The organism is Fischerella sp., from assembly GCF_013388695.1.
Taxonomy (GTDB): domain Bacteria; phylum Cyanobacteriota; class Cyanobacteriia; order Cyanobacteriales; family Nostocaceae; genus PCC9605.
This window is the reverse complement of the sequence record NZ_JACAEU010000109.1, coordinates 16942-39221: the sequence shown is the minus strand read 5'-3', so window position 1 is coordinate 39221 and position 22280 is coordinate 16942. Positions and strand designations below refer to the sequence as shown.

Annotated in this window: 20 protein-coding genes and 2 pseudogenes; 14 read left to right on the top strand and 8 right to left on the bottom strand. The window is 42.3% G+C overall.

Annotation, left to right across the window (positions count from 1 at the left end; all coding sequences use genetic code 11):
* Positions 1–176: 176 nt before the first annotated feature.
* Both HXY43_RS26960 and HXY43_RS14910 read right to left on the bottom strand, forming a co-directional pair.
* Positions 177–329 (bottom strand): hypothetical protein, encoded by a 153-nt coding sequence (locus HXY43_RS26960; RefSeq protein WP_367161486.1) that lies wholly within the window; start codon positions 327–329, stop codon positions 177–179.
* Position 330: 1 nt separating this feature from the next.
* The gene (locus HXY43_RS14910; protein ID WP_290884115.1) at positions 331–1770 is read right to left on the bottom strand and encodes an LCP family protein; all 1440 of its coding nucleotides are present in this window, start codon (positions 1768–1770) and stop codon (positions 331–333) included.
* A 117-nt stretch (positions 1771–1887) separates the two neighbouring features.
* Here HXY43_RS14910 and HXY43_RS14905 point away from each other — a divergent pair, with 117 nt between their 5' ends.
* The 5 genes from HXY43_RS14905 (at position 1888) to HXY43_RS14885 (ending at position 7232) form a co-directional block, all read left to right on the top strand.
* On the top strand, positions 1888–2952 hold the full coding sequence (locus tag HXY43_RS14905; RefSeq protein WP_290884113.1) for a mannose-1-phosphate guanylyltransferase: 1065 nt from the start codon (positions 1888–1890) through the stop codon (positions 2950–2952).
* Positions 2953–3142: 190 nt separating this feature from the next.
* Positions 3143–3403 carry a membrane protein insertion efficiency factor YidD gene (gene yidD, locus HXY43_RS14900; protein WP_290884111.1) on the top strand — a complete coding sequence of 87 codons (261 nt, stop codon included), beginning with the start codon at positions 3143–3145 and terminating at the stop codon, positions 3401–3403.
* Between the two features lie 115 nt (positions 3404–3518).
* Positions 3519–5162, top strand: a complete 1644-nt coding sequence (locus tag HXY43_RS14895; protein ID WP_290884109.1) for an AarF/ABC1/UbiB kinase family protein — start codon at positions 3519–3521, stop codon at positions 5160–5162.
* 226 nt (positions 5163–5388) lie between these two features.
* Entirely contained in the window at positions 5389–6375 is a 987-nt protein-coding gene (locus HXY43_RS14890) for an ATP-binding cassette domain-containing protein (RefSeq protein WP_290884107.1), read from the top strand.
* Positions 6376–6443: 68 nt separating this feature from the next.
* A complete protein-coding gene (locus tag HXY43_RS14885) occupies positions 6444–7232 on the top strand; it encodes an ABC-2 family transporter protein (protein WP_290884105.1) in 789 nt (262 codons plus the stop codon).
* Positions 7233–7618: 386 nt separating this feature from the next.
* Here HXY43_RS14885 and HXY43_RS14880 read toward each other — a convergent pair whose 3' ends face one another.
* Together HXY43_RS14880 and HXY43_RS14875 are read right to left on the bottom strand one after the other, a co-directional pair.
* Positions 7619–7816, bottom strand: a complete 198-nt coding sequence (locus HXY43_RS14880) for a hypothetical protein (RefSeq protein ID WP_290884103.1) — start codon at positions 7814–7816, stop codon at positions 7619–7621.
* 249 nt (positions 7817–8065) lie between these two features.
* Positions 8066–8230, bottom strand: a complete 165-nt coding sequence (locus tag HXY43_RS14875) for a hypothetical protein (RefSeq protein ID WP_290884101.1) — start codon at positions 8228–8230, stop codon at positions 8066–8068.
* Positions 8231–8253: 23 nt separating this feature from the next.
* On the opposite strand from HXY43_RS14875, the gene HXY43_RS14870 reads away from it, so the two are divergent.
* The 3 genes and pseudogenes from HXY43_RS14870 to HXY43_RS14860 all read left to right on the top strand — a co-directional run.
* Positions 8254–8850: a hypothetical protein gene (locus HXY43_RS14870; RefSeq protein ID WP_290884099.1), complete on the top strand. Its 597-nt coding sequence runs from the start codon at positions 8254–8256 to the stop codon at positions 8848–8850.
* Positions 8851–8916: 66 nt separating this feature from the next.
* Positions 8917–10743, top strand: coding sequence for a penicillin-binding protein 2 (locus tag HXY43_RS14865; RefSeq protein ID WP_290884097.1), 1827 nt, complete (start codon positions 8917–8919; stop codon positions 10741–10743).
* 407 nt (positions 10744–11150) lie between these two features.
* Positions 11151–11312, top strand: a pseudogene (locus HXY43_RS14860) (SAM-dependent methyltransferase); the annotation flags it as partial.
* On the opposite strand, the gene HXY43_RS14855 reads toward HXY43_RS14860, so the two are convergent.
* From HXY43_RS14855 to HXY43_RS14840, 4 genes are all read right to left on the bottom strand, one after another.
* Positions 11309–11587: a hypothetical protein gene (locus HXY43_RS14855; RefSeq protein WP_290884095.1), complete on the bottom strand. Its 279-nt coding sequence runs from the start codon at positions 11585–11587 to the stop codon at positions 11309–11311. The pseudogene HXY43_RS14860 and the gene HXY43_RS14855 sit on opposite strands and share 4 nt — an antisense overlap.
* Before the next feature lie 91 nt (positions 11588–11678).
* The gene (locus HXY43_RS14850) at positions 11679–12638 is read right to left on the bottom strand and encodes a chlorophyll a/b binding light-harvesting protein (RefSeq protein WP_290884093.1); all 960 of its coding nucleotides are present in this window, start codon (positions 12636–12638) and stop codon (positions 11679–11681) included.
* Between the two features lie 188 nt (positions 12639–12826).
* Positions 12827–13861: a chlorophyll a/b binding light-harvesting protein gene (locus HXY43_RS14845; protein ID WP_290884091.1), complete on the bottom strand. Its 1035-nt coding sequence runs from the start codon at positions 13859–13861 to the stop codon at positions 12827–12829.
* Between the two features lie 747 nt (positions 13862–14608).
* Positions 14609–15592: a glycerophosphodiester phosphodiesterase gene (locus tag HXY43_RS14840; RefSeq protein ID WP_290884089.1), complete on the bottom strand. Its 984-nt coding sequence runs from the start codon at positions 15590–15592 to the stop codon at positions 14609–14611.
* 359 nt (positions 15593–15951) lie between these two features.
* On the opposite strand from HXY43_RS14840, the gene ligA reads away from it, so the two are divergent.
* From ligA to truB, 6 genes and pseudogenes are all read left to right on the top strand, one after another.
* Positions 15952–18000, top strand: coding sequence for an NAD-dependent DNA ligase LigA (gene ligA, locus HXY43_RS14835; RefSeq protein WP_290884087.1), 2049 nt, complete (start codon positions 15952–15954; stop codon positions 17998–18000).
* Positions 18001–18047: 47 nt separating this feature from the next.
* Entirely contained in the window at positions 18048–18614 is a 567-nt protein-coding gene (locus HXY43_RS14830) for a TetR/AcrR family transcriptional regulator (RefSeq protein WP_290884085.1), read from the top strand.
* Positions 18615–18718: 104 nt separating this feature from the next.
* The gene (locus HXY43_RS14825) at positions 18719–18958 is read left to right on the top strand and encodes a hypothetical protein (protein ID WP_290884151.1); all 240 of its coding nucleotides are present in this window, start codon (positions 18719–18721) and stop codon (positions 18956–18958) included.
* Positions 18871–19140 (top strand): annotated as a pseudogene (locus HXY43_RS14820) (EamA family transporter); the annotation flags it as partial. The gene HXY43_RS14825 and the pseudogene HXY43_RS14820, both read left to right, overlap by 88 nt.
* 455 nt (positions 19141–19595) lie before the next feature.
* A complete protein-coding gene (locus HXY43_RS14815; RefSeq protein ID WP_290884083.1) occupies positions 19596–21260 on the top strand; it encodes an alpha/beta hydrolase in 1665 nt (554 codons plus the stop codon).
* A gap of 131 nt (positions 21261–21391) precedes the next feature.
* On the top strand, positions 21392–22264 hold the full coding sequence (gene truB / locus HXY43_RS14810) for a tRNA pseudouridine(55) synthase TruB (RefSeq protein WP_290884081.1): 873 nt from the start codon (positions 21392–21394) through the stop codon (positions 22262–22264).
* The last annotated feature ends 16 nt before the right edge of the window (positions 22265–22280 follow it).

The following is a 22280-nucleotide window of genomic DNA, read 5'->3' as shown; positions in this document are numbered from 1 at the left end:
AGATGCTCAAGCAATAGCTCAAACACTTGTAAAAATAAGATAAAAAATAGAGGAGGCCTAAGTCTCCTAATATAGTAGGGGCGGGTTTATAAACCCGCCCCTAAAAAAAATTACAGGTTGTAGAGACGCGAAATTTCGCGTCTCTACTTTTGAATCAAGCGAAAGCTGGTTTGGCATTAAGCAATACCCATAAAAAGGCCAAAACCAAAATTCCTATCAAACCAAACAAGCGCAGCAAAATTTTTTTCATAACAACAGTGTTGTTTGTTGTTTGTTGTTTGTTGTTTGGTGATTGTTCCAAGCAACAACCAACAACCAACCACTAACATACTATTTCCAATCTTTTCCTATTCTAATAGTGAGATCGGATTCTAAATCGCCAGTTGACGATACCTCAATAGTTCCCAAGCCTAGTAATTCTTGTAGTTTTTCTGCTGCTTGACGGTTGCCTTTTTGGACGATAATCTTAGTTTCGCTGCGCTGATCTGGCCAATCTGACACAGCATAAACTTTTTGAAAGCCTTTCTGTTTGAGAGAGTTAATAACTGTTCCAGTTAGCTGGGGTTGATTAGAAGCATTTTGAATAGCAATTTTTAAGCTAGGTAGGGGACGCCCATCTGGCTTCAGACCACCGATATTCACTCCTGTATAATTATTTAGCAACTCACCTCTTCCAGTCAGATTCAGCCAATAGCTATTGGGATCTGCACTTAAACGGCTGAAAATACCGGGTAGCATGGTCATTTGGAAGTTCTCTCGCTCTAAGTTGAGAGAAAAATTGACCAGTGCCATCATTTCTTCGACTTTCAGGTTAGTGTCAAAGTACTTGCCCATGATATGGACTAACTGCGGCAACCTCGGTAAAACTGTGGGACTAAACAGGCGTTCGCGTAATGCTACTAGCAGTGCTTGTTGCCGTTGCACTCTCTCTAGATCACCCGTGTTAGTTTCGTGGTAACGTACAAATTGTTCTGCTTGTTCACCGTTGAGAGTTTGCCAACCACTGACTAAATTAATCGAAAACTTGCCAGCAGAGTCTTTATATTCCATTGGTTTGGGAACAAACACCTCTACCCCACCCAATCGATCTACCAACTGCCGCAACCCACTAGTAGAGATACGGATGTAGCGATCTATAGGTGCATTACTTAAAGTACGGCTAATCACCCGCGCTGCCAATACTGGCCCTCCTTTAGCATTGGCATCGGATACCTTAGTCAATCCTTTCGATTCTGGAATTGCAATCATTGTATCCCTAGGGATCGAAAGCACTCGTATTGTTTTGTCTTCAGGGTTCAGCCTTACCAGTAGCATGGTATCGCTATCAGCGGCAAAACTTTCTGGTGAGCCATTCACAGCACCACGAACTGGTTCGATACCCATCACCAGAATATTCATCGGGCGTGTGAGCTTGTACTCGGAAATATTGTTCCAAATTTCCCCAGGCAATGGTGTTTTTTCTGCTTCGGCTCCCCCCATGCCCAATTCTTCGTCTGTTCTATCTATATCGCTCCATAATGGAGTCCAAAGTGCCAATGTCGATACCAGCAACCCTGAGAGTGTGAACCCCACAACTATAGTCAACAGCCAAAACAGCCACCGGGGCATTGCCAAACCCAATCTGTAGTAAAGCTGGCTGGGAATAGAACCCACTGACTCTACCAGGTTAGAGGAAACATTTGCTTGCTGTTGTGCGGCTCCCTCTTCAGTTGACTGTTGTACTCTTTGAGATTTACCCTGATTTTTGATCTGTGCTACTTGTTTAACCACAATTATCTCCCCACTCAACCACTCCCTAAACCTAATGTTAATGCAAGCAACAAATCTTGCCAGTGAAGGACATCACAGTACACTTAGTAGTGTCCTTGAGTAAGTTTTTATGACAACATGACTAGACCATTGTTCCCCGTAATTCTTGCCGGTGGTAAAGGTGAGCGTTTTTGGCCCTTGAGTCGCCGAAACCGACCCAAGCAGTTTTTAAATTTAGATGGCAGTTCTAGAAGTCTCTTACAAGCAACCGCTGACCGACTGCTACCATTTGCAGGCAGTTGGGACAACTTGTGGGTAATTACTTCTAGTCAGATAGCTCAAGGAGTTAAAGACCAACTGCCCGAACTGCCAACTAACAACTTACTGGTCGAGTCTCAGGGAAGGGATACTGCCGCCGCAGTTGCTTGGACAAGTTTGGAAATTAAACAGCGTTATGGAGATGACGCTGTTGTTGGCTTTTTCCCTGCTGACCACTGGATTGCCGACCAGGATGCTTTTGCACGCACATTATATGCAGCAACTGAGCTAGCGGCGAACACAGCAGCGATTGTCACACTGGGGATCAAGCCCACCTTTCCATCAACTGGCTACGGTTACATAGAACAAGGGGAAAGGATTGGTTGCTTTAATGACTTGCCAGCTTATCACGTTAACCGCTTTACTGAAAAGCCTGACCGTCAAACGGCAGAAAATTTCCTTGCTACGGGGCGTTTTAGCTGGAATAGTGGGATGTTTATTTTTCGGGCGGGTGTTGTTCTTAAGGAACTGCATATCCACGCTCCAGAAATCATTGAACCGTTAGAAAAGCACGGCCCTGATATCTATCCCCAGATACCTAAGAAGAGTATAGACTATGCTCTCATGGAAAAAACGAATTTGACACATGTCTTACCAGTTGAGTTCGGTTGGGATGATTTGGGTGATTGGAATGCGATCGAGCGCCTACTGAAAAAAGAAGATGCACCAAATGTGGAACTAGCTAACCATGTAGGATTGGATACGCAGGGGGCAATTGTCTATGCCAGCAATACTGATGATGTAATTGTTACCATTGGTCTGGATGATGTAGTCATTGTTCGCGATCGCAATGTCACCCTGGTTGTTAAAAAAGACCGTACTCAAGAAATCAAGCAGATCCTCAAAACTTTAGAAAGCGATCCCCGATTCACGGAACTGCTATGAAGGAATTGGTTAGTGGTTAGTAGATAGTAGTTAGTGGTAAACAACCACCTACTAACTACTCACCACTAACAACTAACTACTAACTACCAATGACAGAGGCTGAAAAGGCAGAATTTCCGATATATGTAGACTGTTGGGTGCTTGTTTTTTAGTTATGGAAAGCATCAATTTTCAGCCTCTCGCTAAAACAATGGCAATTAACTCTATTATTGCCTATCAAAATTATATTTCTCCGCGTAAAGGATTTTCTTGCCCCCATCGTTTATTGCACGGTGGAGATTCCTGCTCTGATTACATCAAACGAAGCTTGACCGAACAAAGTTTGACAGAAGCCGTAAAATCATCTTTACAAAGATTTAAAGATTGCGCTAGTGCTAGCAAAATTCTCACAACTACCACTTCTGCAAACAACTTCCGGTGTATTATCATCCCCTGTTGCATACCTCTTTAATGGGTCGTAAACAAACGTAACTACCAGGGTTGGTAATTGCTAATTGCTAATAGTTTTTCTCCATTCCCCATTCCCCCTTTCCCCTTTCCCCATCACATGGCGATTTATCAAAACTATGTTCCTCACTCAAACTGTTCCTCGTCAAAGAGAAATCATCGAAGTCTTATTCCGCAATGGCTGGGATTACATGCGAAGATTGCTCACAGGCGGTAAAGCCGATGAGCCTCAGCTACCCACACCAGCAGTTTTAAAAAATATCTTGGTAGATTTGGGGCCTGTCTATGTCAAACTAGGCCAGCTACTTTCTACTCGTCCAGACCTACTTAGTGCAGCTTACATTGAGGAACTATCAACCCTGCAAGATGAAGTACCGCCAGTTGCCTGGGCAGAAGTAGAAGTACTCATCCGCAAACAACTAAAACAATCTCTAGAAGAAACCTTTACCACAATTAATCCTGTGCCAGTGGCAGCTGGCTCGATCGCTCAAACACACCGAGCTACACTCAAAAATGGTCGGGAAGTCGCGCTGAAAGTACAACGTCCGGGAATTGATATTGTTGTTAACCAGGATATTGCCTTAATTCAAGGTATTGCCGATCTAGTAGCACGTACCGAATTTGGGCAAACCTATGAAATCAAATCTATTGCTGAAGAATTTACCAAAGCGCTGGAAGCAGAATTAGATTTTACCCGCGAAGCCGATTATACCGACCAGTTGCGACGCAATTTATCTGAGAGTCGCTGGTTCGATCCCAATCAAATAGTGGTTGCAGAAATTTACTGGGATTTAACCACACCTAAATTAATGGTGATGGAGTGGTTAGACGGTGTACCACTACTATCAGCAAGTCTGAGCAGCGAAAACGGTAAAAATCCTGCCGCAGAGCGAAAAAGAGTTACTACTTTATTATTCCGCGCCTTCTTTCAACAACTATATGTAAATGGGTTCTTTCACGCCGATCCCCATCCAGGGAATATTTTTTATCTTAAAGATGGTCGCATTGCGCTGATCGACTGTGGCATGATGGGACGCCTCGATCCCCGCACGCAGCAGATTTTGACAGAGATGTTGTTGGCAATTGTCGATTTAGACGCTCAGCGGTGCGCGCAGTTAACTTTGCAGCTAGCGGATTCTGCCCAACCAGTGATTTTGGCTCGTCTCGAAAATGATTATGACCGAATGCTGCGGAAGTATTACAACTTGAGTTTGTCGCAAATGAATTTCAGTCAGATCATTTATGAGCTACTGCAAGTTGCCCGTAATAATAAAATTCGCTTGCCCAGCAATATGGGTTTATATGCGAAAACCCTGGCTAATTTAGAGGGAGTGGCACGCTCATTTAACCCAGAACTTAACTTTATAGATGAAATTCAGCCATTGCTGACAGACTTGTTCCGTCGCCAACTGTTTGGGGAAACTCCGGTGCGATCGCTCTTGAGAACAGCACTGGATCTCAAAAGTCTTTCTTTACAATCTCCCCGGCAAATTGAATTGCTCTTAGATAGAGTTACTTCGGAAACACTCCAGTGGAATTTAACCGTACGCGGTCTAGATAGCTTGCGCCGTACCACAGATGATGCCGCCAATCGGCTGTCTTTTAGTATTTTGGTAGGTTCACTGATTATGGGTGCAGCAATTATTTCTAGTAATCCCCGAACAGCAGAACTATCTTTTTTAAGTAATGTGTTATTTGCTACTGCTAGTTTATTAGGTTTATGGTTGATTATCAGTATTTTGCGATCGGGTAATTTACGTTAAAAAAAATTGTTAGTGGTTAGTGGTTAGTGGTTAGTAGGTAGGGGTGGATTTAATTTTTCAACACACATATATTTTGGCTAAACCCACCGTTCAGGGGTTAGTAGTAAACAACTTATAAATCACTACCATAAACTAACAGCTAACTCCTAACAATCAACAACCAACCACTAACCACTAACTACTAACTACTAACCACCAACCACCAACCACCAACTACTAACAAATTATGCCGATAATCGAGGCTCAAAACTTGAGCAAAGTTTATCCTGTTGCTGTTAAAGAACCAGGCATTGTTGGGACAATCACCCACTTTTTTCGTCGCACCTACCGCGAAATCAAAGCAGTTCAAGATATTTCTTTTGAAATTGCAGCTGGGGAGGTGGTGGGGTTTTTAGGGCCGAATGGTGCTGGTAAAACTACTACACTGAAAATGCTTACGGGACTAATTCATCCCTCTAGCGGTAAAGTCACAGTCGCTGGATACGTTCCCTATCGTCGCCAAGAGGCATTTTTGCAAAAAATCACCCTGGTGATGGGACAAAAGCAGCAATTGCTTTGGGACTTACCAGCTATGGATTCTTTAAGGATCAACGCTGCTGTTTACAATATTAGCGATCGCGAATTTCGCAAGCGAGTAGGTGAATTAACCGAGATGCTCTCTCTAGAAGGCAAGCTGAATCAACCAGTACGCAAATTGTCTTTAGGTGAGCGTATGAAAGCAGAAATTTTGGCAGCACTTTTGCACCATCCCCAAGTGCTGTTTCTAGATGAACCAACCCTAGGACTAGATGTTAATGCTCAGGTAGGGGTACGCGATTTCTTACGCGAATATAATCGGCGTTATCAAGCCACAGTGCTGTTAACTAGCCATTACATGGCAGACATTACCGCATTATGTCAACGAGTGCTGTTAATTCACCAAGGTAAGTTGATGTATGATGGCAGCCTAGATGAACTGCTGGAAAAGTTTGCGCCTTATCGAGAGGTTCATGTGGAGTTAATGCAACCTCTATCAAAACAAAGACTCATGTTCTATGGTGATGTACAAAATTTAGACGGACGGATGGTGTGCTTTATGGTACAGCAAGAAGAACTTACACGCACCGTCTCGCGGATTTTAGCAGATTTAGATGTGATTGATTTAACGGTGACTGAACCACCAGTGGAAGAAGTGATTGGGCGAGTGTTTCAAGCGGGAGTGGTTAGTAGATAGTGGATAGTGGATAGTAGTACTTTTTAGAAACCACCTACTAACTACTAACTACTAACAAATGATTAATTATGAGAAGAATTATCAGAACAATATTAACTTTTCTGTCTGTGTACTATGCCTATATGGTGGAGTATCGGGCAGAACTAATCTTATGGGTTTTAGCCGGTTCCTTACCAATTATCATGATGGGAGTTTGGATACAAGCAGCCCAAAGAGGACAGTTTGGTTTAACACCTGTAGATTTTGCCCGTTACTTTTTAGCGGTTTTTATTGTCAGACAGTTTACAGTTGTTTGGGTAATTTGGGAGGTTGAAAAAGAGGTAGTAGAAGGTAAGCTTTCTAACCGATTGTTGCAACCAATCGATCCAGTATGGCATCACGTCGCAGCTCATTTAGGTGAAAGAGCTGCTCGTATGCCTTTTTCACTCCTATTAGTAGGATTATTTTTTATACTCTATCCTCAAGCTATTTGGATACCAAGTTTAGGAAACATTTTACTGTTTGCCTTGGTAGTGACACTGGCTTTTATTTTACGCTTTGCTATTCAACACACTTTTTCTATATTTTCCTTTTGGACAGAAAGGGCAAACGCTATAGAAAATTTCTGGTTTCTGTTTTATCTGTTTTTATCCGGTATGATAGCTCCTCTAGATGTTTTTCCTGAACCTATACGGACGGTGGTGCTTTTTACTCCTTTCCCCTATCTAATTGATTTTCCTGCCAGTATTCTGGTGGGAATACCTGTAGATCTGACGCGGGGGTTTTTAGCAATGTTGGGTTGGATTCTGTTGTTTTTGGGTTTGAATCGTTGGCTGTGGCGGCGAGGTTTGAGGCGGTATTCAGGAATGGGAGCGTAATTTTGGAGGTTCTCCAAATAACAACCATTTGCTCAAAATACAATAGATTATTTTATAGTTAATTCAAAACAGGAATAAATTTATTATAGGAATCCTCAATCATCTACTGAGAATAATTACATTCTATCTAAAATGCTTAGTAATAGGTATTTCAATCCAACTAGGGATGGCGCTCTTTGCCTTTTCAATGGCGACCAAAATCTGAAAAACCAACACAGGCAGCTTAATTAAGAAGTAAGTAGGCTCCTCTATATAAGAGAATTTGAGTAAAGCTAAGCTAAAGCTTGCATTACTCAACTCAATGGTGCTTATTAATCCCTAGAAATCAGAGAATGTAGTGAGGAGCGCTCTCAAATACGAGCTATGGGCTGATTTGAGACTACAATCTAGGGGCTGCTGGTTGGAGCTGGACTGACGGTAGCACCAGGAGTAGTAGCAGGAGTAGTAGCAGGAGTAGCGCCAGTATCAGCAGGTTCGCCGCCTGGAGTAGTTGGAGCAGTGGTATCGCCACCACCACCTTCACAAGCTCCGAGAGCAGCAGCTAGACCGAGTAAGAGAGCAAAACCAAAGATTTTTATCTTCATAACTCCTCTGTCACCAAATGCGGCAATAACAATTTTAGGCCTGTTGAACAATAACAATGTTAGGCCTTTGAATAAGATACCTCATTTGTTGTTTTTTTTTAAATTATTTCAGGTTAGATATTTAAAGGCAATCTTTTATTTTTGAGTAGATCTGGTAAATATCATGCTCAAAGCTACAACATAATTTTTCACAATTAAAATTGCCAAAACTTCTAATCAGGAAAGCTATTATACCAAAAAATATGCTTATTAAGCAAGCTCTTGCCCTTGCAGCTTCGCATTGCCATACTTAGATGCGATGTGAATGCTTAAATTGGGTACTGGATATTGGGAATAGGGGATTGGGAATAGGGGATTAGTTTTATTACCTATGCCCGATGCTCCTTGCCCGATGCCCGATGCCTTATAAAACACTATATTTTCATTCCAAAAAAGTTATGGCTGTTGCTCGCAAATCAGATGTTTCTGCAAAGCGCAGTTGGTTCCGTCAAGAAGCCCTGTTTTCGAGAAATACTCGCAGAGGAAGGCGATTCCAGTCGATGGAAACTGCCACTGAGAAAGACTCGCCTACACCAGTTTCCTCTAGAAGACAAAGGCGATCGCCGCAAAGGGTATCAGATTCTGCACCTTCTGCACCTGTCCCAGATTTAAACAAACAAGCAACGACTCCTTTATGGTTATTGCGTTTGTATGCCTTACATCGTCATTCTGCGATTGTGACGTTTTTGTTGGTAGCAGCCACACTCATAGTTTATGGTTGGACGGTATATTCTCAACAACTTTGGGGTAAAGGATACCGCAAGCTGCAAAACTTACAGCGTAACGAGCGACAGTTGACAACAACTAACGAAGTGCTAAAGAACAAAATGGCACAAGAAGCACAAAAACCAGCAGCAGGATTGGTATCTCCATCTCCTGCTGATACAATTTTCTTGCCCCCAGCACCGAAAAATTCTAACTCTACACCATCTACCTCAGATCCAGAATCAAACTCCCAAATACAACAGCAAAGTCTGACACCTGTTGGATATTAAAATCATTAGTCATTAGTCATTAGTCATTAGTTCTTCGACAATGACTAATGACAAAGGACAATTTTTATGCAAAAGTCTCCAGGTAGAAGAAAATTCAGAAATTCTCCGAAAGCAGAATTCCCCAAGCGACAGCGTCGGAAAACAATACGAGGGTTTTTTCCTTCGTTTACCTCTAATATGCAACCGCAAACACCCAACATTAAAACCCGACTCTTTCTAGCTTGGGGTGTGTTAATTGCGGCTGGGATGGGGCTGGCTTTCAATTTATACAATTTGCAAATTATACGCGGGCCAAAGCTGACGCAGAGAGCACGCAATCAGCAGATGGTGAATTTACGACCTTTTGTGCCTCGTCGCAAAATGATAGCTCGTAATGGGGATGTATTGGCGATTGATCGACCAGTGTATACTGTCTACGCCCATCCGAAGCTGTTTGGCAAATCTAACCAACAAATGGCAAAACAGCTTGCCCCCATAGTAGATAAAGAAGCTGCTGAGTTAGCGAACAAGTTTGAAAGTAAAAAAAGTGGTATTTTGCTTGCCTCGGCAATGCCTGAAGAAATAGCCGATCAGATTATTTCATTGCGCCTCAATGGTTTAGAGTTGATCCCCAAATACTCCCGATTTTATCCACAACAAGATTTGGTGGCGGAAGTAGTAGGCTATGTCAATGTTGACCGTCGAGGTCAGGCAGGTGTGGAATATAGTCAGGAGAAGTTGCTAGAACGTCCAATGCAAACTGTACGGCTGAGTAAGTCTGGTAATGGTATGCTGATGCCAGATCATGCTCCAGATGGTTTTCCGCATTCTGATAATTTGCAACTGCAACTAACTATTGATAGTCGCTTGCAACGAACTGCTCGTACAGTACTCAAGGAACAGATGGATAAATACCGTGCCAAACGCGGTGCGGTAATTGTGATGGATGCGTGGGATGGTTCCCTACTATCACTGGTTTGTTTGCCTACTTATAATCCCAATGAATACTCCAAAGCTGATATCTCGCTGTTCAAAAACTGGACTGTGGCGGATCTCTATGAACCAGGTTCTACATTCAAACCTCTGAACGTAGCGATCGCCCTTGAAAATGGTATCATCAAACCTGACGATGTTTTTAATGACCCCGGTTATATTCAAGTAGGCGATCGCACAATCAAAAATTCTGAAAACAAAAGTTACGGACGGATTAACATCGCCCAGATTCTCCAACACTCCAGCAACATTGGCATGGTACAAATCATGCAACGCTTGCAGCCTTCTGTCTACTATAGTTGGTTGGAGCGGTTGGGACTCGGACAATCAGTGGCTACCGATCTACCCTTTGTTGTCAGCAGTCAACTTAAAAGTCAAGATAAATTTATTGCCACACCGATCGAACCAGCAACTACCTCCTTTGGTCAAGGTTTCTCGCTCACACCCTTGCAGCTGGTACAAATGGAGGGAGCCTTAGCCAATGGTGGTAAATTAGTCACACCCTATGTAGTCAAGGGTTTGGTAGATAGTAAAGATCAGATACACTATACGCCCACAAGACCAGCACCACGACAAATTTTTTCGTCTGCAACCACTCAACGAGTAGTAGAAATGATGGAAACTGTAGTCGCAGACGGTAGCGGCAAAGCATCAAAAATTCCAGGCTATCGCATCGCTGGCAAAACTGGTACAGCTCAAAAAGCCAGTAGTTCCGGAGGTTACATCAGCGGTGCAAAAATCACCAGCTTTGTAGGTATATTGCCTGTAGAAGCACCCCGCTATGTAGTGTTGGCATTGGTGGATGAACCACAAGGTGAGAATGCTTTTGGTGGTACTGTCGCCGCACCTATTGTGAAAGCAGTGATGGAAACATTGATTACAATTGAACAGATTCCGCCCAGCCAGCCAATTAATCAATAGTTAGTGGTTGGTTGTTGGTTGTTGGTTGTTGGTGGTTAGTGGTTAGTAGGGGCGGGTTTTGATGGATGTTTTGTCATCGAAGCTCATAAGTATCATGGCTAAACCCGCCCGTACAGTGGTTACCCATACTTTTTAATTTTTAATTTTTAATTGACTACTCCCCATCTCTCCTGCCCCCTTTGGGTAGAATATTTGAACTACTGCTTAATTTTTCTTTATAACTATAGAGAGAAGTAGAGAAAGCTACTAAATGGGAATCTAAGTATAAGAAGTAGAACTCGTTTACATCGAGTGCAAAGTAACCAAAGATTCCATCTAAGCCTCCGCAATTCCCCTCACCGCCAAGCTTTGCTGTGGCGGGAGTACCCTTGCGGAGGCTTAGATGGATTTGAACTCAATACCTCTGCAAAGTCAAAAAACACATAGAAGAATTACGCAAACACAAAATCGCGTTTTCTTCAGATGATTATTACTTTCTAGCTGGTGTTTTATTCAAAAAGCGTCAAGAAGAATCTGTGGTTGATTTATCTAATGAGCTAGCACAAGTAATGACAAGCCTAGTAAATTAGACTTTCAATTTTCGCAAATGAAGATTACAAGCATTACAAGCATAAGTTTTTGCTTCAAAATCACGACAGCTGAGAGCTTCTTCTGTACAAGCCTTAATTGGATGTACCGTGCATTTTAGGCGATAGTCATTGGTGAAATATTCACAACCAGAACAAGGTATTTGATGCAGTTTTTTCAAGTGATTGATTCCTTTTCTCATGGAAATCACAATACTGCAAAAACCTAAAAGAGCGATCGCCCAAGCACAGAAGCCACAAAAAACATTACCCAGCATGATTTATCCTTCAAAAAATTTCCAAAAAAATGCCCGCAGCTAACTGCTGTAAACCGCAGGCATAAAACATTATGGGGAAAGTGAACTCAGCTTAAGCTTGACGAGAACGCCAAGAATGCCATGAATAACCCGCAAGCGCCAATACACCTAACAAGAACTGGATAAATACCGAACCAAGACGCTTATCGCCGTAAAATTCTTTTGGGAAAACTGTCGTGTTATGCTCTACAAAAATTGCAGAAATAAAAGCCATTAAAGCTAAACCAAGTAAGCTATAGGCTAGAATGCCCTCACCGTTTTCAATCGGCAAAATTAGTCTAGCCCATACAAAAGGCTGCACAAGTATATGCCACACACCACCTAAAATTAGTATTAACCCAATCCAAATGTGACCACCGATAACATCTTCTAGGTTGTCAACACTTGCCATACCCAAAATATTCCAATCACCGTCTTTTAGTCCTACCAAATATCCAAAGATTGTCGCTGGGTTAAGCGTTGGGTTGCTAATTAAACGCACATCTTGGATGTGAGTATCATAAATTCCGCCAAAAAACATTGCTTTTAGCACGAGTAGAAATGCACCAAAGCCTAAAAGAATTAGGTGATGACCCAAGATAATACCAAGCTTTTTTGGGTCATTCCATTCATAGTGAAATTTAGCAACTAATCCTCCGCCATTATGTAAAATTGCTGGAGCGCGAAAAACATGGAAAAGCCCACCAGCACCCAAAACAGCAGATGCTATTAAATGCAAAATTCCAATGACAAAATAAGGATAAGTATCGACTACTTCACCCCCAACCCCTACACCCCACCCCAAAGTTGCTAAGTGGGGTAACACAGTCAATTTCTGCTCATACATTGGTATATCAGGGACAAAGCGTGTCACCTCTGATATGGTAGTTGCTCCTGCCCAAAACATTATCAAACCTGCATGAGCAATGTGAGCACCTAGTAGTTGACCTGACAAATCAATTAAACGGGCATTACCAATTAACCAAGGTAAATTTGTTCTTGCTGCGAATGTTTTTTCAGTAGAAATTGTCACAGTTGAATACCTTTTAGAATATGGAATTTTGAATGATGAAAAGGTACTGGGGATCGGGGATTGGGTACTGGGTATTGGGTATTGGGGAAAGCTGGGGATTAGTTACTGGATATTGGAAGAAGATTCTTCTCATCTACTACCTAGTCCCCAGTCTCTAGTCCCCAATCCCTAATCCCTAGTCCCCAGTCTTAAGAACTAGTTTCAATGGCATTTAATGCCCGTTCAACTCGTTTGAAGTCAAAGCCTATTGCCCGTAGTGCGTGCCAGAGATGACCTTGTAAGAAGAAGAAAGCTAGGAAGAAATGGGCATTTGCTAACCATGCTCTGGCAGTATGATTTCCATAGGGTAACTGTACGGTGTCGGCAAAATAGGGACAAACACCAAACTTGAGTTCTAAAGGAGCTCCATAAAATTCCACAGGATAGGCTAGAGTATTAACTGCACAAAAGTAAGCCGCAACAAATCCAGCTAAGGCAATACCACCCAAAGAATAAGAAAGAATTGCTTCGCCGGAAAAGATGAGCAGTTTCTTTGCCCAAGAGAAAGGCTCTATGAGAATGTGCCACACACCACCGACAATTAGGAGTAAGCCTACATAAATGTGACCACCGACTAAATCTTCTAAGTTGTCAACAGTCGCAAAGTGAGTTTGATAGCCAAAAATGACAAATGGGTTAAGGGTGGGATCGGTCACTACCCGGACATCATGAATCGTGGCGTCGTATAGTCCACCCCAGAACATAGCTTTTGCCACTAAAAGCAAAGCCGCAGCACCCAAGAAAATTAGGTGGTGTCCTAAGATAAAGCTGAGTTTCTTTGGGTCATCCCATTCAAAGTGAAATTTACGGGCGCGTCCAGTTGCGTTTTTCAAGTTCTCAGGCCCTTTGAAGGTATGGAATAAGGCACCTGCACCCAAAACAGCAGACGAAATTAGATGTAACGCCCCAATCACAAAATAGGGATAAGTATCAATGATCTGACCGCCTGCTCCCACACCAATACCCAAAGTGGCTAAGTGGGGTAACAAAATTAGCCCCTGCTCTCCCATTGGTATGTTGGGGTTATATCGAGAAATTTCAAACCAAGTAAAAGCCCCTGCCCACAAAGCTGTCAGCGCTGCTTGCGCCACATGAGCACCAATAAATAAGCCAGAAAGGTTAGCGAAGCGGGCGTTACCAGCCCACCAATCATATTTGATGTTGGAATTACCGTAGGTTTGCATTGCCTAGCTGTTTACTCCTTATTGCTATTCATAATCAAGAGATTGCTTCAGTTTTTGCAAAAAATACTTGCTTGTAAACTTGTAAACAAGATCTACAAGCAAGCTCTTTACTTGGATGTTGCTAAGAAACACTGTCAGAGGAAAGACTCGCCTATGGCTATTTTTCGGTTTTAGGAAACCATAAATAACCTATAAACGAATATTCATAGATGAAGTTGCACCCTGAGTCTGTTGAATTTGATAAGCAATACTCTGTAATTTAAAATCAAGTTTATTGAGAATCAGTACTAATAAGCAAGCATATTTACAAAACGTAATATTTTCTAGGCAACTTGGCGTGCGATCGCACTTGCAGTACTTGCGATTCAGCCTGATGGTAAATTTGTATGTATCAGTTGAAAGGGGATAGAGGATAAGTGATATGGGATAGCAGGAGTAAGCCAATTTTCGCCATTGAATGCTGCGTTTGAAACTTTATCTAATCCCTATTAGGGATTGAAACACCTTATAGCCTGCTATAATATCTCCTACTTTAGGACTTTTGAAACTTTATCTAATCCCTATTAGGGATTGAAACTTCGGGACGAAGAAGCCAATAATTGTTGTTTTTAATTGCATCTGCAAGTCTCATAATCTTTGTTTAGTACAGACTTGCAGACTTTTTTAGCCTATTTTCTCGCATGTAGCGATCGCTTAAGTAAGTGCCATTCCATCATATAAAGGTAGTAGTGTACATAATTACTACAGCTACTTTTTGTTTACACGTACAGAAATAGCCGTATCAGGATTATCGCTAAATACACCATCAATTCCTAAATTAAAAAACAATTCATACTCCCCTTGAGGGTTTCCTTGCAAGTCCGGTGGCAAAAAGAAATCTTCATTTCGTAAAGTCCAAACATGAACCAATAAATTAGCCTTATGAGCATTGCTGATTAAAGATGTCGGCGACAGCAATTTACCCTCACTATCTTTAGGTAAAAGCAGGTTTTTATGAATACCGATCGCTTGAGCATATCTAGAAATTTCCCTTAACCCTTCCGCAGTTGCTAAATCCACATAAGTACGCTCATCACCACTTACCACAAAATCATAAGGTTTGCCGCTGACATTGAGCAGTTGCACTAGAGGTAAATCAGTTTTTATAGACAATTCTTGCAAATTACTAACTTCAAAAGACTGGATAAAAACAGGTGCATTACTTCCCTCGTAACCATTCGCTTGCAAATTTACAACTAGAGTTTCTTCCAATGGTAATCCAATAGATTGAAAATAAGTTGGGTGCTTTGTTTCCGGATAAATACCAATAGTGCGTCCCGTTTCTACACTTTTGTGCTTGACTAAATCGATAACTTCCTGCAAAGTTGGAATTTCCCAGAGTCCATCATAGGCTGTATTTTGAGGGCGCAGTTGAGGAATTCGTTCTTTAGCTCGCAAAGTCTTAATTTCTGCTAGAGTAAAATCTTCGGTAAACCAGCCATTTTTTGCCTCTCCATCAACTACTTTGATAGTTTTACGATTAGCAAACTCTGGGCGAATAGCAACGTCTGTTGTTGCAGAAATTTCGTTTTCGTGGCGAGCAATTAAAATACCATCTTTTGTGATAACTAAGTCTGGTTCAATAAAATCAGCCTCCATATCAATGGCTAATTCATAAGCAGCTAATGTATGTTCTGGTCGATAGCCACTTGCGCCTCTGTGTGCAATTATAATTGGGGGTTTTTGCGTCAAAATTGTAAGCATTAAAAATTAAGGAAAATGGTAAAGGGCAAAAGGAAAAGCTTAAAGAGATATTTTTCTTTAAGTACTCTCTAGGATACTAAAGCTGAAAAATCAACAGACAATTTATCTGTATACACTGCGGGAAGCCGCCATGACAGGTGTCTATATCTTTGGTTTAAAAAATATTTTCTGAAGTAGAGGATTGAGTTCGTTAAATTTGATTAAGCTATATAGCTGGAACTAGGGAGTCAGGAAGGGGAAAGGGCGAAAGGGTAAAGGTGAAAGGAAAAAATAATTCCTTGAACTCTTGCCCTTTTCCCGACTTCTGCAATAAGTCTATTCTTTGGGCGAAAAAGGAGATACATTTGGTGGAACCGATAAAATCGGAAGTAAAACAGCGAGTTCTGGAACTGCGACAATTACTACAACAGGCTAGTTATGCTTATTACGTCCTCGATTCTCCAATGATGGAAGATGCAGTTTACGATCAGCTGTATCGAGAATTGCAAGACTTGGAAACCCAGTATCCAGAATTGGTAACACCGGATAGCCCTACTCAGCGGGTGGGTGAAAAGCCTGCAACACAGTTTACTTCGGTGCGCCACAATATCCCACTGTATAGTTTAGAAAATGCGTTTAACATAGACGAATTGCAGGCTTGGGATCAGCGCTGGCGGCGACAACTATCCCCACAAACAGAAGTAGAGTATGTCTGCGAATTAAAAATTGATGGAAATGCTTTGGCTTTAACTTACGAAAATGGTGTTCTCACCCGAGGTGCTACTAGGGGTGATGGCGTGATAGGTGAAGACATCACCCAAAATGTGAGGACAATTCGTTCAATCCCCTTGCGTTTGAATGTAGAGACGTTGCATGCAACGTCTCTAGCAGAAAGGGTGGAGGTGCGAGGCGAGGCATTTTTACCTCTAGATGTGTTTAAGCAAATGAATGAAGAAAGGCAAAAAGCGGGCGAGTCGTTATTTGCCAATCCTCGCAACGCCGCAGCTGGTACACTCAGACAGCTAGACTCTCGAATTGTGGCGCGAAGGAGACTAGATTTTTTTGCCTATACGCTGTACATTCCCGGTATGGACGATGCGAGTATCGCCAATACCCAGTGGGAAGCCCTGGAATTACTACAGAAGTTGGGTTTTCGCGTTAATCCCAACAAGCGTCTGTGTGCTTCTTTACAGGAAGTGGCTGAATATTATCAGCATTGGGATACGGAACGGCTGAATTTACCCTATATGACTGATGGGGTAGTGGTGAAGCTAAATTCCTTTAAACTGCAAGAACAGCTGGGATTTACACAAAAGTTTCCCCGTTGGGCAGTAGCCCTCAAGTATGCGGCAGAAGAAGCACCCACTCGTGTAGAAAATATCGCGGTGAATGTGGGACGAACAGGGGCGCTGACTCCCTTAGCAGAAATGCGCCCCGTCCAACTAGCAGGAACTACAGTTTCCCGCGCTACTTTACACAACGCCGATCGCATTGCTCAATTAGATATCCGCATCGGCGATACTGTGATTGTCCGCAAAGCTGGGGAAATTATCCCGGAAGTCGTGCGCGTCCTCAAAGAACTGCGTCCCCCAGATACACAACCCTTTGTTATGCCCACTCACTGCCCGGTATGTAAAAGTGCTGTAGTACGGGAAATGGGTGAAGCGGTGACTCGCTGCGTCAATGCTTCCTGTCCGGCTATTCTCAAGGGGGCGATCGAACATTGGGTAAGCCGTGATGCCTTAGATATTCGCGGTATTGGCGAAAAACTCGTGCATCAACTCGTAGATAAACAGTTAGTGCATTCTGTTGCCGATTTATATGACTTGACAGCCGACAAGTTGTGTGAATTGGAACGCATGGGGAAAAAGTCGGCTGAGAAATTAGTGGATGCGATCGCCCAATCAAAAAATCAACCTTGGTCAAGGGTATTGTATGGTTTGGGCATTCGTCACGTTGGTAGTGTCAATGCCCAATTGCTAACAGAAAAGTTTAAGAACGTCGAACAGTTGGCAGCAGCACGAGTTTCAGACATTGAAGGTATTTACGGTATCGGTGCGGAAATTGCTGAGTCTGTGTACCAGTGGTTTCGCATTAGCGCCAATCAAGCTTTGATTGAACGCTTGCAAGCAGCTGGGTTGCAACTTGCCTCTACAGAGGAAACGCCAGTAGTAAGCGATCGCAATCAAAAATTGGCGGGTAAGACCTTTGTGATTACTGGTACATTACCAACCTTGAAACGGGATGAAGCAAAGGCATTAATTAAAAAAGCTGGTGGAAAAATTACTGATTCTGTAAGTAAAAAAACAGACTATTTAGTTGTGGGAGAAGATGCAGGCTCTAAGTTGGAGAAAGCGCAATCATTGGGAATTATGCAGTTGAGTGAGACGCAGTTATTGGAGATTTTGCAAGGGTAATACCAAATCTTTTTTACAACCTTCCTGTATAGCCCGCCTCGCGGGCTTTGTTTTTTAGCTTTCGCAAAAAGCAAGCCTCCCAAACGCGCAATCTGATCCTGAAGGCATTAGCAGAACAATTAGTTATTGACGGTTCCCAGGATTTTGCGATCGCCGATGCAGCTCAACGTGCTGGAGTATCTCCCCGCACGATTTATCGTTATTTTCCCAATAGAGATGCACTGTTGGAAGCTTTGGGGCTATGGGTAGACGAACAATTGGGAGATCCTCCTTACCCCAGTTCTCCGGCTGATATTGCGGATATGGTAGAACAAGTCTTCCCTAAGTTTGATGAACAGGCTATGCTAGTGCAGGCTTTGCTGTTATCAGAATTGGGCAAGTCAGTGCGAGCGCGACTACGCATCAAACGGCGAGAGTCTGTGGCGCGATCGCTACAGCCAGTTGTTGAACACTTGGATGCAGCCCAAGCAAAAGCAATATGTGCTGTTATCCAACACCTGGCAAGTGCAGAAATGTGGAACGTGATGAAAGATGAATATGGGCTAGATGGTCAAGAATCAGCTAAGGCAGTTGCTTGGGTTGTCCGCACACTGATAGCAGAGTTACAAACCTAGAAAAATTTAGCTTCCTCCATTCGGATGAACCTATGGGGTGATGCACCGATGTTACCGCTTCTTGTAGTATAGTTGTAGTTTATTGATGTTAGGCGGTAGGTGCTATGACACCTGAATATGAATACAGTAGGCTTGCTAATGCAGAAGATATAAAACGATTAGGGGAAATCCTCAACCAGTGTTTTGTTGGTACACCCGGAGACGAGGAAATCTACATCAACTGTATTGGTGTAGAAAATTTCCGTATCCTCCATCAATTATCAGATTGGTTCAAAAAACCAACCCGAAGGTTATATTATCTTCAGTTTTTTTGTGGGGAATTCTACCGATTGCCTTATCAGTAACATTACAAGAAGTAGATGTATACACTGTAACTTGGTTTCGTTTTTTGATTTCGTTTGTTTTGCTAGCAATTTATTTAGGCACCCAAGGGAAATTACCGACACTAAGACAGTTGCATTCTACCTCTTGGAAATTATTAGCGATCGCCACAATTTTCTTAGCTAGTAATTACATTCTTTACCTCCTCAGTTGGAATTATATCAGTAATAGTACCGAACTTAATATCACCAGAAAAAATCAATTTCATAGGAATTTTGGGGGCAATTTTAGTTGCAACTGGTTCGGTGGCGATCGCCTTGGGTAAACACTAGTAAAAAAATAATTTTTTAAGTAATTTTACTGCTGATTTAATCAAGTTAATAGCACTCTAATATTAGTATTAAAAATACGGAAGCGTATGTTTTTTTTATCTGTTATGATGTCATGGTTAGCACAAGCTAATTGATTGATTGGCAACCAGATAAGTAATTCATCTTACCTGGTAGAATCTGTTGAGATTCAATTTTGAATTTCTGGGCAAGAGAAAAAATCCAAAAAATACAATACATTTGAGGCGCATCACACGAACCAAATCTAGGGTGTAGGAGTAACTACCACAGCACACGCCTTTTCAACAACATCACTGTGTATAGTTGAACGATGAACAGCTTGTTTGGTAAGTGGGCTAGCACCCTGAGAAAAAATTGGCTGTTGCTGCTTCTCTCAACGGTGCTACCAACATTTGGGTTGAGCTATTCTGCCCTTACAGCACAGCGTATCTATGCGTCTTATTCAACCTTAGAACGTTCTGTTTCCGTTACAGCTTTAGAAAACTTCGCCAAAAACGGTGTAGTTGATGAAGAATTGGCGGTTTACACACAATTTTTGAAACCAGGACAGCTTCAGGAGTTGCGACGGACACTACTCAGTCCGATTAAAGTTGATCCGGTAGCAGTTTCACAATTCCTCTACACCCCGCAAGGAGAATTTCTGCTGCGGCGCTTGACAGAAGTGATTAGGACTGAATCTCGCCAACCAGAAGCAGGATTTCATGCTTTGCGAGCGGCTTTGATTCTAGCAGCAAAGGAGCCAGAAGGCTTAACCCTATTGAATTTAGTGCGTAAATATCCCAACTCCAGCATTCACATTGATTTGACACGTACTTTAGGAATAGCAGCCGAACTGCAAAAAATGGTCAATGAAACCAACCGTGCTGTCGCAGCAGTTTTCCAAAAGTCAATAACAGAAACCGCTACTATTCCAGCATCATTGAATCTTTCTCAATTGCCAGATTTACGGCGTCAAGGAAGATTTGTAGCAAAAAAAATGCAGTTGAAGTATTTTGACGGCGCACCGGGACGGGGACGACTTTTATTGACTGATATTTACCTGCCTAACACCCGTACTAAAGTACCTGTAATCGTGATTTCTCATGGATTAGGTACAGACAGCAGTAACTTTCAATACTTAGCCAATTATCTAGCTTCCTACGGTTTGGCTGTCGTCGTTCCTAACCATCCGGGTAGCGATAGTAAACAATTGCGATCGCTATTAAATGGCAGTGCTAGTGAGATAGCACAACCGGAAGAATTTTACAACCGACCTTTGGATGTAAAATACATACTAAATCAGCTAGAGGCTGATTCACGACTCAAAAATCGACTAAATTTACAACAAGTAGGAGTATTTGGTCAATCATTAGGTGGTTACACAGCTTTAGCCTTAGCTGGTGCAAAAATTAACTTTGAGCAACTAAATAAAGACTGTAATCAACAGGCGCTTAAACAAAACTGGAATATGTCTTTGTTACTTCAGTGTCGCGCGGTGGATTTGTATGGCAAGGATTATAACTTGCGGGATGAGCGAGTCAAAGCTGTAATAGCAGTTAACCCAATTACTAGTAGCATCTTTGGAGAAACAGGCTTAAGCAAGATCAAAACTCCAGTCATGATTGTCGCCGGCACTGATGATACGATCGCACCAGCTTTATACGAACAAATTCAGCCTTTCTCCTGGATTAATAATTCACAAAAGTATCTTGTTCTGATGGCTGGGGGAACACACTTTTCTGTCATTGGCGAGACTAAAAATAGACAGAATCAAGTGGCATTACCTTCAGATTTAGTCGGGGATAATCCAACCCTGGCGCGTCGTTATATAAATACTTTGAGCTTGCCTTTCCTTGCAACTTATGTAGGGAGGATGTCAAAATATTCTCCCTACCTGAACGCCGCCTATGCTAGATCTATTTCTAGTCAGACTATGGGTTTGAGTCTCATCCAGTCTTTAACTCCAACTGAATTAGCACGAGCCACAGCAAAGTGATTATTTATGTTATTGTCACCTTTGTGTCTTAGTGTCTCTGTGGTTTAAGAAAGATTTTTTCACCACCAAGGCACAAAGCCACCAAGCAACATCTAGTTTCATAATTCATAATTCATAATTCATAATTCATTGTGTTTGGTTTCCTCAACCTCAACAAACCATTTGGCTGGACTTCCCACGACTGTGTAGCGAAGACACGAAAGGTTTTGCGCCTTAAGCGGGTAGGACACGCTGGCACTTTAGATCCAGCCGCTACGGGAGTGTTACCAATTGCACTTGGTAAAGCAACTCGTCTTTTACAGTATCTTCCTGGAGAAAAGGCATATAAAGCAACAATTCGTTTGGGTGTACGTACTACAACCGATGATTTGCAAGGGGAAATCATCACGCAACAGCCAGTGACAGGATTAACTTTAGAAACAGTAAAAACCGCGCTGCAAAAATTTGAGGGCAAAATAGAGCAAATTCCACCGAGTTACAGTGCCATTCAAGTGCAAGGAAAGCGCCTATACGATTTAGCACGTAAAGGCGAAATAGTGGAAGCGCCTGTGCGAACGGTAGAAGTATTCAAGATGGAAATTTTAGATTGGCGAGAGGGGGAATTTCCCGAAGTGGATGTATTTATAGCCTGTGGTGCGGGAACATATATAAGAGCGATCGCTCGTGATTTGGGTACTGTCTTAGAAACTGGTGGTACTCTCGCCGCTTTGCAACGCACCGCGAGTAGTGGGTTTAAGTTAGCAGATAGCCTCACTTTTGCTGACTTAGAAGCACAACTGCAAGCTGGAACTTTTCAACCCCTTCCCCCCGATGCAGCTTTACAGCATTTGCCATTTGTTAGCTTATCAGCAACAGCTGCTCAAAAATGGTGTCAAGGTCAGCGAATTACTAAGCAAGATAATTCTTCTGCGGAGATTTTACGAGTTTACGCTGAAGACGAGCGCTTTTTGGGTATCGGAAAATCAAATGGTGATGTGTTAATTCCTACACTCGTTTTAATATAATGTGCCTCTAAGTTGC